The sequence below is a fragment of the Pseudomonas sp. S44 genome, assembly GCF_016624805.1.
In the GTDB taxonomy this organism is placed as follows: domain Bacteria; phylum Pseudomonadota; class Gammaproteobacteria; order Pseudomonadales; family Pseudomonadaceae; genus Aquipseudomonas; species Aquipseudomonas machongensis.
Genome location: NZ_JACVTY010000002.1, coordinates 148304 through 163231, shown reverse-complemented (window position 1 = coordinate 163231; position 14928 = coordinate 148304). Strand labels below are relative to the sequence as shown.

Here is a 14928-nt window from a genome sequence, read left to right as displayed (position 1 = left end):
CCAAACCCGGTCGCGGAGGTTGCCGCGACTGGGGGAATTTATGCCTAACGGGGCATCAGTGCAAGGCGCGGCGAAGCCAGAAGAAGCCGTGAACCGAATTTTGGGAACAGTCCGACATACGCGTTGAGAGGTCGCCCCTGGTCTGTTAACCCTCAACTAATCCGCCTGTAGAACACTGGGTGCAACTCGGCGCTCGCGGCGCCGCAAGCCCCCTCACGACAGACAGGTAACTCCAAAATGAAAGCATTAGTGGCATTGGTGTTTGGCGGCCTTTGCAGCACGGCAATGGCCAATGAAGTGACGCAGGCTTTCAAGCAGCCGCCGGTTGAGCGGTACAACTACTCGCAGCACTTGGACATTGCCCGAGTGATCTCCGTGAGCGAAGTGCCCGACGTGCGCGAATTGGTGCCCGCGCGCATGATCTACGAAGACTCCAAAGGCCAGCGGCATACGCTTGAATACACAGCGATGGGGAAAGGTTTGACTGACGACTGAGACTTTGGAGTGTTTCTGAATCCGTGAAGGAATGTGCCGCAGTGCCGACAGATCAATAGGGCAAGTGGATGATGAAAGTGGTGCCATAGATTGGGTTGGACGTCACGGTAACCCGGCCACCATGGGCTTCGGCGATCTGCTTGACAATGAACAAACCAAGCCCGAGCGAACGCAGCGCATCTTGCCGGTCGCTACCACGCGTCATCGGCTCGAATAACTTCGGCAACAGTTCCTCGGCGATGGCAGGGCCGTGGTTGTGAACGCCCAAAACCACACCTTTGGCGCAGAACTCGGTAGTGAGCGTGATGGGATAGCGAAGGTCGCCATATACCGCACTGTTGGCGACCAGGTTACCGATCATCTGCTGCAACCTGTCCTGGTCCACCTCGAATGTCCCTTGCCCACGAGATAGATGACGAATGCTTGCATTGCCAAAAACAATCCTGAGCTCACTCACGGATTGATCCATGGCCTTCAGAAGATCAACTTGTTGGCGCCGGATGCCGATGCCTTGACCGAGTTTGATCGACGCAAAATCCAGAAGATCGACGATCATCCGCTGAGCTCGCTCAGCAGAAGTGCTAATGCTGTCCAGCAGTCGACGCCCCCGGTCGGATTGGACATCGCGTGCAAGCAACTCTGTAGCCATCTTGATGGCCGTCATCGGATTCTTCAGGTCATGGCTAGCCACAGCGACCATTCGTTCAGCCAGCAGTGCCCGATGTTGCACATCCTCATAGGCTGCGGCCAACTCGACTTGGGCACGTTGCAAAGCCGATTCGGCAGCCGCCTTCTGCGCCAGCAGTTCCTCGGCGCGCTGCATTGCCAAGAATATCCCCCGCTCATTGCGGTCTCGCTGGCTAATGCCGAACAACGCCAACTGGTAGACGACACCGTCTTCACTTGCCTGCCGTACACCATTCAGCAACATGGCAACAGCTGTTCCATTGCGGTGTTGCAGATCGACCTTAACCTCCGCAACAGAGCCCTGCATGTCCATCAATGGCTTCCAGTGTGTGCTTTGGAACACACGCCCAGCCACCGTCAGCAACTGGTCGAAACTGCACGCGTGCATCCGCGTCGAGTCGTATCCCAGCCAATCGCAGAACGTCTGGTTGGCGCGGATGATGGCGCCATCCGCGGCCATGACAACCAGTCCGCACGGGGCATTCTCGAAATACGATGCTGTGAACAACTGCACGGCGTCATCCATCACTGAACCCACGTTCTACGAAGAAAGCATCCATTGCAGCCGTGCATGCACTGGGTGCGCTCAACTGCGGGTAATGGCCGATGTTGTTGATGATGCTCAACTGACTGTTGGGCAGCACGCGGTGCAGATAATCGCCAACCCCCATTGGCACGACCACGTCGCCGGGACATTGCAGGATCAACGTGGGTGTCGACAGCCCGCAAATGTCCTGCCGGTGATCGGACAGGAAAATCACACGGGCAAAATGCCTGGCGATAAAGGCGTTGGTGCGGGCAAAGTTTTCCAGCAGCTCTTCGTGAAGCCCCGGCTGCCCCGGTGCCCCCATCAAGACAGGCGCCATGGTCCCGGCCCAGCCGAGATAATTGTCGTCGATGGTGGCCAGCATTTGCAGCACTTCATCCGGCGAGAATCCGCCGGTGTAGTCACCCTTGTCTACGTAGCAAGGCGAACCGCCGATCATCACCAGTGCAGCAATCCGCTCTGGCGACTGCACAGTGGCCAAGGCACAGATCATCGCGCTGACCGAGTGCCCGACCAGGATCACAGGGCCTTTCGCAAATTCGTTGATGATCTCGTTAAGATCCGCTGCGTGCCCCCACAGCGACGCGTGCCTGCCATGATCGTAAGCTCCCAGGTCAGACTGCCCGGCGCCGGTCAGATCGTAGGTGACAACGCGAAAGCTCTTGGCGAAATGTGGCACCAGCAACCGCCACATGCTCTGGTCACAGCCAAACCCATGCGCCAGGATCAAGGTTGCCCCTCCGTCCCCAGCAATATGCACGTTGTTACGCTTCTGCAGGGTCATAAAAATCCTGGGGTAATTGGCTATTAGCAGCGACTGACCGCCCCAATCTACCGAAAGATTAGGTGAGTCATGGGACAAGCGGGGTACGACTATGGTTTGCGCAGCGGTTGAACGTGACTGTTGTGCCAGCACAGGCACACGTGGGCACCATACGCGATAAGCCTGGACATAGCCCGCGGATTATTGAGCGAGGCGCCGTTCGAGCAGATTTCGGGACGGGCGGGCTCAGATGTAGGCCAGTTTCAAATGCTCGACCTGCTTGCTGATCGAGCACAGATCCGATCTAGAGGTTCAGCGCTAAGCCCCGCCATGTGGACAGGACGTGGCTGTAGGCGTTGTAAAGCGGAAGCGTTAGCGGCCATGAGGGTATCGCGGACCAGACACTTTCGAGGTGAACTCTCGATGTGTCCGCAACAATCATTTGTCTCTCTTCGCTGTTATAGCCTGCTCTATCAGCGGGCTGTCATAGCCAGTAACCGAACTTGCAGGCATCGGAACGGGCTCTTGCCAGAACGGTGTCTTTCCGTCCTGACTGTCGAACCTGTGGCGGGCCTCGCGGATCTGCTCCACGTTTTCAACCACCCACGTCCAAATAGGCGACATGCGGACAAGCAGCTGCATCCCTAGTGCAGTCAGGTCATATTCAACACGGGGCGGAATCTCTTGGAACTCGTGTCGGCTGACCAAGCCATCCCGCTCAAGTGATCGCAGTGTCTTGGTCAGCATGCGCTGTGTAATGCCACGCAACTGCCGTTTGATATCGGCGTGGCGCATCGTGCCGTAGACACCTAGCGCATGCAGAATGCCCAGAGACCAGCGACTGCCCGCATGTGCAAGTACCTCACGCCTGACCCCATCGTCATCCTCTCTAAGCGTCTGGCAGATGGCTTGCGCCTGCCTCAAAGCTTCATGATCGGCCATGCTTCCCCCTGGTATCACGCGTGTGCCTTCTTACGAGCGCTGCATAGTCGTGCAAGCATTTGTCCATCTTACAGGCAACTTTAACCAGGACAAATCATGACCCATCCCACCCAGCCAACCCCTCAATCGATCCTCGTATTAGGCGCAGGAGAGCTTGGGCTGCCCGTGCTTCGCAACCTTGCTCGGGTTGCAGAACGAGCCCCAGGCTCAACGGTCAGCGTGCTGCTGCGCGAATCCACCATCAACACCCAAGTCCCGGCGAAAAAGGCCGAAATCGATGAACTTCGTAGCCTCGGCATTCAGATGGTCGCTGCCGATCTGGTGAGCGACTCCATCGACCAGCTGGCGGCGGTATTCGCTCAATTCGATACCGTCATTGGCTGCGCAGGGATGGTTGCAGGCCGAGAAACTCCGATGAAGCTTGCCACTGCGGCTCTGAAATCCGGCGTCAAGCGCTATTTCCCGTGGCAGTTCGGCGTGGATTTTGAGGTGATTGGACGCGGAAGCCCGCAGGACCTTTTCGATGCCCAGCTTGACGTCCGCGAGTTGCTGAGGGCTCAAGACAAGACTGAGTGGGTCATCATCTCGACGGGGATGTTCACCAGCTTCATGTTTGAGCCCATTTTCGAAGTGGTGGACTTCGAGAATGACACGGTGAACGCGCTGGGCGGCCTGGATAACAGCGTCACCCTGACCACACCCGATGACATCGGAGCGCTGACAGCAGAAATCGTTTTCTTCGAGCCCCGCTTGCGCAACGAAATCGTGTACCTCTCGGGCGATACGGTTACTTACGATGAAGTTGCTGGGCTGCTCGAACGTGTCCTTGGACGACCTTTCAAACGTAACGAATGGACGGTTCCGTATCTGATGGACGAACTGGAAAAAGACCCGACTCATCACATCAAGAAGTACCGGGCCGTGTTTGCCCAGGGCCGAGGCGTGGCCTGGCCGAAAGCGGGCACCTTTAATGAACAGCAGGCGATTCACGTCACGACCGCCGAGCAGTGGGCTCGCGCAAACCTTCAAGGGAGATAAGCGCTAACAGAAGGTGAGGAAGTTCGGAGATGCGCCTGGGAGGGTGAAAGGGTGGGCCTGGTGCGGGAGCCAGGAGTCGTACCAACACGAAAGGGACTGAATTCGTCCGCAGGTGCCAACTGCCTGGGCCGCAGAGCAACTCGGCGACGCTCCGGAGAACCCGGTATTTCCCGTAGAAGCGGTAATGCAGGTCCTCAAGACCACCGACATCCCAGTACTTCACATAGGCGGTGATCACGATATCGTATTCCCTGCAGAGAACTAGGGTCTGTATGAAAAGTTATGAGACGAAGGTCAGGCAAGGCGAAAACAGCCGAGGAACGGTCGGAGTCGCGCTCGACTTTACGGGTTGTAAATGAGCATTTCGACCGGGCTGGCGCACCAGGCTGTTTTCAACGCAGCATCACCGAGTATCAAGGCTTTTCGTGCAGAGCCTAGCAGGCGCTGACCCAACTCAGCTTGCCGGATGCCGGGCACGGCCCCCACATGCAATACCCCATCGCCACTGCCAGGCACATCGGGGCATTCGTCGCGGAGTCGCTGACCAGAAGCTGCACATAGAAAAGGCCACTTAATGTGGCCTTTTCTACTTTTCTACTAGCGTCATACCTTACCGCCACCATTCATCATCCTGAAAACCGCTACGAATGAAAGACTCATTACCAGAATGGCGAAGACTATTGCGGTATCGAAGATGCCGTATCCGCTAGCTACCGCGTACCCAGCGATCATCGCCGGAACACCCATACCGAGGTAGCAACAGAGGAAGACAACGGACAATACACCCGCAACCTCCTCGGCACGTGACTTGGATAAAACCAGTCTGATGCCACCTTGAAAACCAGCACCAAAGCCAGCTCCGGAAATCACAACGCCAAAGATAAAGGGTGTGAGCGAACCGGTGATCAATGAGGCCAAGACCATAGCCATACCGGTCAGCAGCCCCAGTGCACCAATCCAGGAGAGGGTATGCATTGACCGATTAACGAATGTCCCGATAGCAGCTACCCCACTTCCAGCGAAAGCCGCCAACACCAATCCTCCTGCCCATGACGCGGGTAGCGCAAAGAGCTGCTCAATTAGCCGTGGCCCCATCGAAGCAAAAAAACCGGCGACAGCCCAGCCAGCAACGAACAGCGACGATGCAATGATCATTGGTCCGCGCACATGCACGGGTATGCTGAATTGAGGCATCAGTGACCGGGCAGCCCCAGGTATTCTTGCGCGGACATCCCTCATGATGAGTAGACCAACGCCCTGAATGGCCAAAATAAAAGCTAGCGCCGCGAACACGGTATGAGTGGGGTACGGTAATGCCTGTGCGAATACGCTACCCATCAGAGCGCCAACAGCGCTGCCGATGGCAGGAGTGAGGGCATTCACGACCGCGCCGCGCTTGTGGTTGAGGTCAATCAAGGCTGCGCCTACCGCTGGAACAGCAGCTCCTGTCGACACGCCTTGAATCAGCCTGCCAAGCACTAGATCCGTGAAGCCATCAGCTACACCCAGCATGTACATGGCCACCAATTGCAAAACAGTCGTCCACAACAGTACTGATCGACGACCGACATAGTCGGACAGCCGTCCAAACACTAGCAGTCCGGCGAGTACTGATATGGCATAAATACTGAAGATAAAGCTGATGCCCATCGCAGTGAAATGCCACTGGTCCTGATAGATCGGATACAACGGCGTAGGTACGCTGGATCCAGCCAGGAAAGTCACTGTGATGGAAGCAAGCAGCCCAAAACGAGTCCGCGGGCCAAGACGCTGCTTGTCGTCATTGGCAATGCTTATTCCAGGGGTTATCAGAATCTGGTCCATGACTTGTGCTCACAGTAAGCGGTTGATCAACAGGCATACGCCCATCGCAAATACCAGTGTTCCCGTCCCGAAGCGCACGGCTCGCCAAGGGCGAGCGCGTGCAAAGGTGATGAAAGCCATGCGTCACACTGAAGCCAAAAGCGAATAGTTGATCGCTTTTGTAGCGTCAGCTTGTGGATTAGAAATCGCATCGAGCATACGCCCTACGACTTTTCCGCCCTTGATCAAGGCAGGGGCGTCGTGACTTGGAAGCAGGAATTTGCTGTCTGCAAGCGCCCTCTTGAGAGCTCTCTTTTCATCCAGTGTGGACATGGCACGATTCGCTGTAATCGTCGGCTCATGGGACGCTTGATCGAGAATGGGCTCAATCAATTGGTCGTGGATGTCATAGGCGATGTCGCCGCAGATATTCGCCATTCCTTCGTCAGTTTCGACCAGGACCGATATCGAGCCTGGCGTGTGTCCCCCTGACAGTCGAACTGCTACGCCAGGGATAACCTCTTCTTCGAACGTGCCGTCGACATCGAACAGGCGAATTGCGCCTCGAGTGTGGAGACGATCAATCAAATGCTTGGTATCAGCCGCGGTGTACATGAGCGGTCCCATGATGCCGGATGCAGCGAACTCCAGCTCACGACGGGAGATGCCGACAGTAGTCGCCATCGGGAAGAGATCAGTCATGCCGACATGATCGATATGAGCATGCGTGTGGACGATGTGCCGGATGTCTTTCATCCGCAACCCATGCTGGGCCAGATGGTATTCAAGCGTCATTTGCGGCGTCACTTCGTACGTCAGTCCATATTCTTCATACTGCTGGGCATTGCGTGACCCCGTATCGACCAGGATCGGTTCCTCCCCTCCAGTAATAAGAAAACCCAGAACCGGGATGGTGACGTGCTCGCCGGGGTTCCGGAACATGACCAGACCGCTCGAATCCATCTGCATGTTTCCGAGGTTAATAGGATGGATCTTCAGTGCCATGGTGATTCTCCTTGCAGGCGACGCTTGGGTTAAGACAGACCGTCAGGACGGGTAAGACCGTCTTGCACTGCCCCGTTAAGAACCGATCGGTTCAATATAGGGCGACCCAAACTCAGGCGCAAGAGAAAAAACCATTCGGTTCAAAAAGGTGATAGGTCTTGCTCAGAGAGCCCGCAACGCTTCCATGAAGTGGCTGACCCGATCGCCAGTCCCATCAGCAGGCAAGCAGCTTTCAACGCACACCCCAGAGAAAAACACCATGATGATGTCCGCAACAATCTCTGGAGCCAGTCGGGTCTTCTCAGCCCTTACGTTGTCAGCGATTTGCGGGAGCAGGCGACGATGACAATCCACGAGCAGTTGACGGACCTGATCGGAAAGCACGGGAAACTCACGTAGCGCATTGACCGAAAAGCAGCCCATACACCCGTTAGCTTGAGGGTCGCCAAGCCGAAGAAAACGCTCGATATTTGCCCATCCTTGCGGCTGAGCAGTCAGGATTTCTGGTGCTCCGCGGTTTGCGTAGTAATACGCCAAAGCGCTCAGAAACAGATCATCCTTATCCTTGAATTCTGAATACAGGCCTGACTTATTCACGCCCGTAGCCTGCTCAAGATGATGAAGAGAGGTGCCGGAGTAGCCGTACTGCCAGAACACGGGCAGTGCCTTCTCCAGAACCGTCTCACGATTGAATTTTCGAGGGCGTCCCATTTTCGGTACCTAAACGGTCGACATGATCCCAGTATCGAACCGTTCGGTTGGATAGGAAAGCGATTTCTATCCGACTCGCCTAGCATCGCGGCGAACGGCTTGCGGGGGAACCCCAAAACCTCGGATGAAGACCTCGCGCATGTGTCGACGATCCCTGAACCCGGTTTCCCTTGCTACCGTGTCCAGGCTATGGCGACTCTGCTCGATCATTAGCCGAGCTGCCTCTAGTCGTAGACTCTCCACCGCTTTCGCAGGTGATTGACCAGTTTCGGCAGTGAAGACGCGCGTGAATTGCCTTGGGCTCAGATGAACAACTTCCGCGAGCTCTTCAACACTCAGTGCCCTGTTCAAATGCTTACGTGCATAATCCAAAGCGCTCTGAATGCGATCAGACTTGGGCGCCAGAGCAAGCAATTCAGAGTGCTGAGACTGCCCTCCTGATCGGCGTTGGTGCATTACGAGCTTATGGGCCACCGATTTCGCAAGCTCCGTTCCCAAATCCTTCTCCACCATCCCCAATGCCATGTCGAGGCCCGCGGTCATTCCTGCAGAGGTCCAAACAGGGCCGTCCACAATGAAGATTCGATCCTCTTCCACCTCAATGCTCGGGTGCATGCTTTGAAGAGTCTTGGCATATGCCCAATGAGTAGTCGCACGTCGGTTATCGAGGACACCCGCTTGAGCTAAGACGAACGCTCCTGTGCAGATGCCCGCGATGCGCCTGGAGCCCTGGGCAAATCCCTGCACGCTGGACAGAACCTCTGCAGCGGGAGGCGTAAGCGGAGTGAGTGTACCTGTGATCATCCAGCTATCTGCAAGCCCTGGATCATCCAAAGCCAGCGTATCGATGTGCATACCCAAGGATGATCGAATGGTCCCTCCTGACACCGAGTAGTTCTGAATCCGGTACACAGGCTCGCCCGCGACCATGTTCGCGAATTCAAAAACCGCCTGGGTGGCCAGAGACATCACCTGAAATCCATCCGTGACCAAGTAGCCGATTCGATGCATAACCGTGCTCCGATTGCGACGTCCTAAAACATGACCATATGCGTCGTTTAAGACAAATCTATTTTTTTGCATCATGGCTCCACACCCAAACAACGGAGCTGGACCATGACTCAGGAATACAAAGGCACCGCCCTGATCACAGGCGCATCCACCGGCATCGGCGCAATTTTCGCAGACCGCCTGGCTCAACGTGGTTATGACCTGATTCTGGTCGCCCGCAATCGTGATCGCCTGAACGCTCTTGCGAGCCGCATCACCAACGAGACTCAGCAGAGCGTTGAAGTCTTCCCCGCAGACCTGGCCAACGCAGCGGACCTGGCGCGAGTGGAACGCAAATTGCGCGAAGACGCCAGCATCAATCTGTTGGTTAACAACGCAGGCATCGGTACTCACACCCGTTTGCTGGACAGCGATGTGGAGCGAATGGCCGAGATGATCAGCCTCAACGTCACGGCACTCACTCGACTGACCTACGCCGCAGTTCCGGGCTTCATCGCTCGCCAACAGGGCGCAATCATCAATATCTCATCAATCGTCAGCCTGGCACCGGAAATTCTGAATGGCGTGTATGGCGCAAGCAAAGCCTACGTCACGGCCTTCACTCAGTCGCTGCACAAGGAGCTGACAGAACAGGGCATCAAGATTCAGGCGGTACTGCCAGGAGCTACGGCTACCGATTTCTGGGAAATCGGGGGACTGCCCGTCGAGAACCTTGATCCCAACATCGTGATGTCAGCAACCGATCTGGTGGATGGCGCCCTTCAAGACTTCGACAACGGTGTCCTGATCTCCATCCCCTCCATGCAGGACATACAGCATTTCGAGCTGTACGAAAGCAGCCGCAAGGCGCTGTTCGGACATCTCTCCAGCAACAAACTCGCTCCGCGTTACGACGTTTAATCAATCAATTGAAGGGATACAAATCATGAAAACTAGCGCGAACACCATCTTCATTACTGGCGGCACCTCGGGCATCGGCCGCGCTCTGGCCGAAGCGTTCCACCAGCGTGGAAACAAAGTCATCATCGCGGGCCGACGCCAATCGCTGCTGGATGAAATCGCCAGCTCCAATCCCGGCATCGACACCGTTCAGCTTGATATCAATGATCCCCAGCAGATCAAGGATGTCGCACAAGAGGTTATCCGTCGCCATCCCTCGCTGAACGTCATCATCAACAATGCCGGCATCATGCCTTTCGACAACCCAGGCTCTGGCGATTATGACGATGAGCAGGCGGTAGGGCTGCTGCAAACCAACCTGCTGGGCCCGGTGCGTGTTAGCGCAGCGTTTGTAGAACATCTCAAGCGCCAACCCGATGCCTACATCATCAACAACAGCTCGGTACTGGCCTATCTGCCACTGGCCGCGACAGCCCTCTATTCAGCGACCAAAGCGGCGATTCACTCCTACTCGCTATCGCAACGTTTTGCCCTGCGCGATACCAGCGTCAAGGTTCTGGAAATCGCACCGCCATGGGTCGACACCGATCTGATTCACAAAAGTGGTGATGAACGCGCCATGCCGCTGGACGAATTCATCCAAGAGACCCTGGAAAAACTGGAGACAGCGACAACCGAAGTCCTGGTTGACCGCGTCGTACCAATACGAGCCAACCAAGGGCCAAACGAGCATGAACTGATCAACCAGTTCAACGAGGCACTGGCCGCAAACCCTATCCCTGTCGCCTGAACAGCGATGCAAAAATCGTTGATGTCATCGCGCAGGTCTCGCTGCTGACCTTGACGAACTACCTGAACAACGTGGCGAAAACAGATATCGATTTCCCACCGAAAGCGATCTGATCGGACGCCTAACTTAAGCGACGTGTGCGCGCCTCCTAAAACGATCAGCCATTCCGTGAATGGCTGATCGCCTCAACCTTCAGCGAAACGGCGAAAGTCTTCCTCGGGTTAGCTAGTTTTTGAGGCTTACGAAGGGAGTTAGCCTGACATCACTCTCTGACCTGTAAAGGACAACCTCATATGAAAGCCGTAGTTTTCCAAGAAGCTGGTTTGCCGATCCAAAACGCTCGTTCCCTGTTCGAAACGGACCTGCCGAAGCCCACCCCAGGTGCTCGAGATCTGCTTGTCGAAGTGAAGGCGATTGCGGTGAACCCGGTAGATACGAAGGTGCGAGCCCGCAGTACCAGCCAAGAGGTCCAAGTGCTGGGTTGGGATACCGTTGGTGTCGTCCGTGAAGTAGGCAGCGACGTTTCACTGTTCAAAGTTGGCGACGAAGTTTTTTACGCCGGCGCGATCGATCGTCCTGGTAGCTACAGCGAATTTCACTTGGTGGATGAGCGCATCGTCGGCCAAAAACCACGTAGCCTGGACAATGCCAGTGCCGCAGCCTTGCCGCTGACCTCCATTACTGCCTGGGAGCTGTTGTTCGATCGACTGGGCGTTCAGGAGAACGGTGGTAAAGGACAAAGCCTGCTGGTCATCGGCGCCGGTGGCGGGGTTGGCTCGATCCTGGTCCAGCTGGCCCGCAAACTTACCCAACTCACCGTCATCGGTACAGCGTCGCGGCCAGAGACCCAGTCTTGGGTACAAGAACTGGGCGCCCACCATGTGATTGATCACTCCGCCTCGATCCCGCTGCAGCTTGAAAACCTGAAACTCAACCCGGTCGACTACGTTATCAGCCTGACCCACACCGAAACCTACCTGCACCAGATCGTTGAGGTGCTTCGCCCGCAAGGCAAACTGGCGCTGATTGATGACCCAGCACAACTGGACGTCATGCCACTCAAGCGCAAATCGCTTTCGCTGCATTGGGAACTCATGTTCACGCGCTCTCTGTATCAAACCGCAGACATGATCAAACAGCATGAATTGCTGAACAGAATTTCCGAGCTGGTCGATAACGGCGTCATCCAGACCACCATTGGGGAACACTTCGGCAAAATCGGCTCAGATAACCTGAAGCGCGCCCATGCTCTGATCGAGAGCGGTAAAGCCAAAGGCAAGATCGTTCTCGAAGGTTTCTAACCCGCAGATACGCTCAAGGACAAGCATATGAAAGCTTTCTTCCAAGCCACTGGCGTGGCTGTCGCGGTCTCGCTCAGTGCAATGGCCATGGCCGATACCGCCTCGGGCACAGGCACCAACCCCGAACGTGTTTTCGCTTTCAATGGCGCCATGCCTACAGGCGTGACCGTCACCGAAACGGGTCGGATCTTCATCAACTTCCCTCGTTGGGGAGATGAAGTACCCTACACCGTGGCGGAGATTAAACAGGGCCATCTGGTTCCTTACCCGGACCTGAAAACGAATGTGGAAAACGCCAAGGATCCGGCCGCCGGGTTCATCAGCGTGCAGAGCGTCGTAGCTGACGGTCAAGGGCGTGTCTGGGTATTGGATACAGCCGCTCCCGCCTTCTCCGAGCCCAAGGCAGGTGGAGCCAAGCTGATCGCAATCGACTTGAACACCAACAAGATCGTGAAAACAGTTGTGTTCCCGCGTGAAGTGATTCTGCCAACTACCTATGTGAATGACGTACGTTTTGATTTTCGCGTAGGTAAGGAAGGTACCGCTTACGTCACCGATTCGTCGGTAAAAGGGCCAGGTGGAATCATCGTGCTGGACCTGGCCAGCGGTACGGCAACCCGCCGCCTCAGCGGGGCCAAATCGACTTCCGTAGACCCTGAGTTCCGACCTGTCATCGAAGGGAAACCAGCACTCATCACACGCGACGCGCAGGGTAAATCAGGATTGCTGACCGTAGCCTCGGACGGCATCGCCCTGTCGAGCGATGGTAAGACGCTGTATTTCTGTCCGCTTTCGAGTCGACACCTGTATTCGGTTCCAACGGCTTTGTTGCGAGACCCCAATGTAAGCGAAGCCGAACTTGAACAAGCAGTTGTTGACCTTGGTGAAAAAGGCGCCTCCGACGGTCTTGAGGCTGATGCTAACGGTGCAGTCTATGCGGGGGATTATGAGCACAACTCCATCCGCAAACGCCTTGCCGATGGCACTTGGCAAACCGTGGTTGAGGATTCGCGAGTCCTTTGGCCGGATACGTTGTCGATCGGCCCAGACGGATATCTGTACTTCACTGCCAACCAGCTGCACCGCTCACCTGGCTTCAACGATGGCCAAGACAAACGGGTGAAACCTTACAGCCTGATGCGCGTCAAGATCGACGCCAAGCCTGCGCAAACGCATTGATAAGGAAATGACATGCAAAAGCACATTCGCTTGGGCTACATCGACCTCAGCTTCCATGCCGCTAGCGCAGCGCTTGTGCAGCGTACGCTAGAGCGACATGGTTATCTGGTGGACGTCAGCACAGCGCCTCATGAGGAAATGTTCCGGTTGTACAGCGAAGGACAGGTAGAGATGCTCGTATCAGCCTGGCTGCCAGCCAGCCACGGTGCCTACCTGGCAGCTTGCAAGAAACCGAGCACTTCCCTTGGAGTTCTATACAACCCATTCTGCATTTGGGGTGTACCTGATTATGTACCGGAGGATCAGGTCGCTACGATTGCAGACCTGCTGAGGCCGGATGTTGCCCAGCGGATGAGCCGCCGCATCCAAGGCATAAACCCTGGTGCTGGTATCAGTCGCTTTTCCAAAGCCATGGTGACGCAATACGCGTTGGATGCTGAAGGCTACTTTTTTGCGCAAGGCACCGAGGCTGATTGCTTCAATCGTTATGAGCAATCCTATGCCGAGCGGGAATGGTTTGTCGTGCCGCTGTGGCATCCTCAATATTTGCACCATGCCTATCAAATCCGAGCCCTAGATGAACCGCTCGGGCTGTTGGGTGGTGAAGATCAAGCAACGCTCATTGCCGCCAGTGACGTTGTGCAAGAAATGCCGAAAGAGCTGATTGAGGACCTAATCTCGCTACAACCTGGCAATGCCGCGGTCAGTGAGCTTGATTTTCTTATCCGTCACAAAAAGCTTTCAGCCTTGGAAGCTGCAGACATCTGGCTCGCACGTCAGTCGGCACCGGCGGGAGCTTGAATCAGTAGCAGGGCCCCGTGCCCCGCCACTGAGCCCCGACTAGCTTTCGAAACGTTTTGCTAGAAAGGCTCTAAGCGATTGGATGGCCGGCGTGAGCGATGTGCGATGGGCACATACCAGCTGAAGCGGCGCCGGCTGCCCATAGCTTTCCGGGAATAGCTCAACCAGACGGCCGCTACGAAGATCCTCAGCAACATCGAGCCTGGACTTGTAAACGATCCCCAATCCGGCGACAGCCCAACGTCGAACAATGTCGGCATCATCGCTGATTCGATCACCCGTCACCTGAACCGTCCGCACTCCCTGTGGAAAATTGAAGCTCCAACGCTCGTAAGTTTGCTCGCCCATTACATATCTCAGGCAATTATGCCCGCTCAACGCCTCAGGAGATTCCGGCATACCATGACGCGCGAGATACGCCGGCGAGGCGCAGACTGTTCTGCGGTTCATCGGTGCGAGCGCTAAGGACACCAGGCCCGAGTCACTCAACTGTCCATACCTGATACTAGCGTCCAGATGTTCCCCCACCAGATCGGCCACCTGATCACTAACCCGCAATTGCAGACGTACCATGGGGTGCGTTTGCTGAAACTCATCTAGCCATGGGAGCAACACGTTCCTGCCGAGATCAGATGGCATCGACAAACGAATAGTGCCAGCGATCTCGTCACGGCCCTGGGTCAACGCTACCTCACCATTATCAAGTGCTTCCAAGGCTTGCCGCGCGTGCGGCAAGTAGCGTTCGCCATCATCGGATAATCTCAACCGACGCGTCGAGCGAACAAACAATCTCGCGCCCAAGTTGCTTTCCAGACGCTGAATGGCACCGCTCGCCAAGGCGGGCGAGATGTCAAGCAACCGCGCCGCGGCGGAGAAACTACCCGCAGCAGCCGTCGATACGAAGACCTGCAGATCATCGATTCGTATGATTTTCTTCACTTTGACGAAATTCTTT

The 14928-nt window shown here is 55.9% G+C and carries 15 protein-coding genes and 1 pseudogene; 8 read left to right on the top strand and 8 right to left on the bottom strand.

From position 1 onward, the window contains the following. The first annotated feature begins 237 nt into the window (after nucleotides 1-237). Nucleotides 238-495 carry a DUF2790 domain-containing protein gene (locus IAE40_RS03920; protein WP_197892807.1) on the top strand — a complete coding sequence of 86 codons (258 nt, stop codon included), beginning with the start codon at nucleotides 238-240 and terminating at the stop codon, nucleotides 493-495. A 52-nt stretch (nucleotides 496-547) separates the two neighbouring features. Here IAE40_RS03920 and IAE40_RS03915 read toward each other — a convergent pair whose 3' ends face one another. The 3 genes from IAE40_RS03915 to IAE40_RS03905 form a co-directional block, all read right to left on the bottom strand. Then, entirely contained in the window at nucleotides 548-1708 is a 1161-nt protein-coding gene (locus tag IAE40_RS03915; RefSeq protein ID WP_200602706.1) for a PAS domain-containing sensor histidine kinase, read from the bottom strand. Beyond that, the gene (locus IAE40_RS03910) at nucleotides 1701-2513 is read right to left on the bottom strand and encodes an alpha/beta fold hydrolase (RefSeq protein WP_200602705.1); all 813 of its coding nucleotides are present in this window, start codon (nucleotides 2511-2513) and stop codon (nucleotides 1701-1703) included. The genes IAE40_RS03915 and IAE40_RS03910 overlap by 8 nt, the downstream gene beginning before the upstream one ends. A 417-nt stretch (nucleotides 2514-2930) precedes the next feature. Continuing rightward, nucleotides 2931-3434: a winged helix-turn-helix transcriptional regulator gene (locus IAE40_RS03905; protein WP_063542999.1), complete on the bottom strand. Its 504-nt coding sequence runs from the start codon at nucleotides 3432-3434 to the stop codon at nucleotides 2931-2933. 96 nt (nucleotides 3435-3530) lie between these two features. On the opposite strand from IAE40_RS03905, the gene IAE40_RS03900 reads away from it, so the two are divergent. Beyond that, nucleotides 3531-4472 carry an aromatic alcohol reductase gene (locus tag IAE40_RS03900; RefSeq protein ID WP_197892800.1) on the top strand — a complete coding sequence of 314 codons (942 nt, stop codon included), beginning with the start codon at nucleotides 3531-3533 and terminating at the stop codon, nucleotides 4470-4472. A gap of 603 nt (nucleotides 4473-5075) precedes the next feature. Here IAE40_RS03900 and IAE40_RS03895 read toward each other — a convergent pair. From IAE40_RS03895 to IAE40_RS03880, 4 genes are all read right to left on the bottom strand, one after another. After that, entirely contained in the window at nucleotides 5076-6296 is a 1221-nt protein-coding gene (locus tag IAE40_RS03895) for an MFS transporter (RefSeq protein ID WP_200602704.1), read from the bottom strand. A 123-nt stretch (nucleotides 6297-6419) separates the two neighbouring features. Next, nucleotides 6420-7280: an N-acyl homoserine lactonase family protein gene (locus IAE40_RS03890; RefSeq protein WP_063542993.1), complete on the bottom strand. Its 861-nt coding sequence runs from the start codon at nucleotides 7278-7280 to the stop codon at nucleotides 6420-6422. A gap of 162 nt (nucleotides 7281-7442) precedes the next feature. Continuing rightward, nucleotides 7443-7991 carry a TetR/AcrR family transcriptional regulator gene (locus IAE40_RS03885; protein WP_232233582.1) on the bottom strand — a complete coding sequence of 183 codons (549 nt, stop codon included), beginning with the start codon at nucleotides 7989-7991 and terminating at the stop codon, nucleotides 7443-7445. Between the two features lie 66 nt (nucleotides 7992-8057). Next, complete coding sequence (locus IAE40_RS03880; RefSeq protein WP_112897404.1) at nucleotides 8058-9002, bottom strand: GlxA family transcriptional regulator; 945 nt, start codon at nucleotides 9000-9002, stop codon at nucleotides 8058-8060. A gap of 105 nt (nucleotides 9003-9107) precedes the next feature. Here IAE40_RS03880 and IAE40_RS03875 point away from each other — a divergent pair, with 105 nt between their 5' ends. From IAE40_RS03875 to IAE40_RS03855, 6 genes and pseudogenes are all read left to right on the top strand, one after another. Next, on the top strand, nucleotides 9108-9902 hold the full coding sequence (locus IAE40_RS03875) for an SDR family NAD(P)-dependent oxidoreductase (protein ID WP_112897402.1): 795 nt from the start codon (nucleotides 9108-9110) through the stop codon (nucleotides 9900-9902). A 25-nt stretch (nucleotides 9903-9927) separates the two neighbouring features. Further along, nucleotides 9928-10692 (top strand): SDR family oxidoreductase, encoded by a 765-nt coding sequence (locus tag IAE40_RS03870; protein WP_063542985.1) that lies wholly within the window; start codon nucleotides 9928-9930, stop codon nucleotides 10690-10692. A 2-nt stretch (nucleotides 10693-10694) separates the two neighbouring features. Beyond that, nucleotides 10695-10805 (top strand): annotated as a pseudogene (locus IAE40_RS25690) (carboxymuconolactone decarboxylase family protein); the annotation flags it as partial. Nucleotides 10806-10985: 180 nt separating this feature from the next. After that, the gene (locus tag IAE40_RS03865) at nucleotides 10986-11993 is read left to right on the top strand and encodes a zinc-binding alcohol dehydrogenase family protein (RefSeq protein WP_153772551.1); all 1008 of its coding nucleotides are present in this window, start codon (nucleotides 10986-10988) and stop codon (nucleotides 11991-11993) included. A 27-nt stretch (nucleotides 11994-12020) separates the two neighbouring features. Next, a complete protein-coding gene (locus IAE40_RS03860) occupies nucleotides 12021-13172 on the top strand; it encodes an L-dopachrome tautomerase-related protein (RefSeq protein WP_200602703.1) in 1152 nt (383 codons plus the stop codon). A 12-nt stretch (nucleotides 13173-13184) separates the two neighbouring features. Then, nucleotides 13185-13973, top strand: a complete 789-nt coding sequence (locus IAE40_RS03855; protein ID WP_063542979.1) for a glycine betaine ABC transporter substrate-binding protein — start codon at nucleotides 13185-13187, stop codon at nucleotides 13971-13973. Nucleotides 13974-14012: 39 nt separating this feature from the next. On the opposite strand, the gene IAE40_RS03850 is transcribed toward IAE40_RS03855, so the two are convergent. Further along, nucleotides 14013-14903 (bottom strand): LysR family transcriptional regulator, encoded by an 891-nt coding sequence (locus IAE40_RS03850; RefSeq protein WP_200602725.1) that lies wholly within the window; start codon nucleotides 14901-14903, stop codon nucleotides 14013-14015. Nucleotides 14904-14928: the final 25 nt, after the last annotated feature.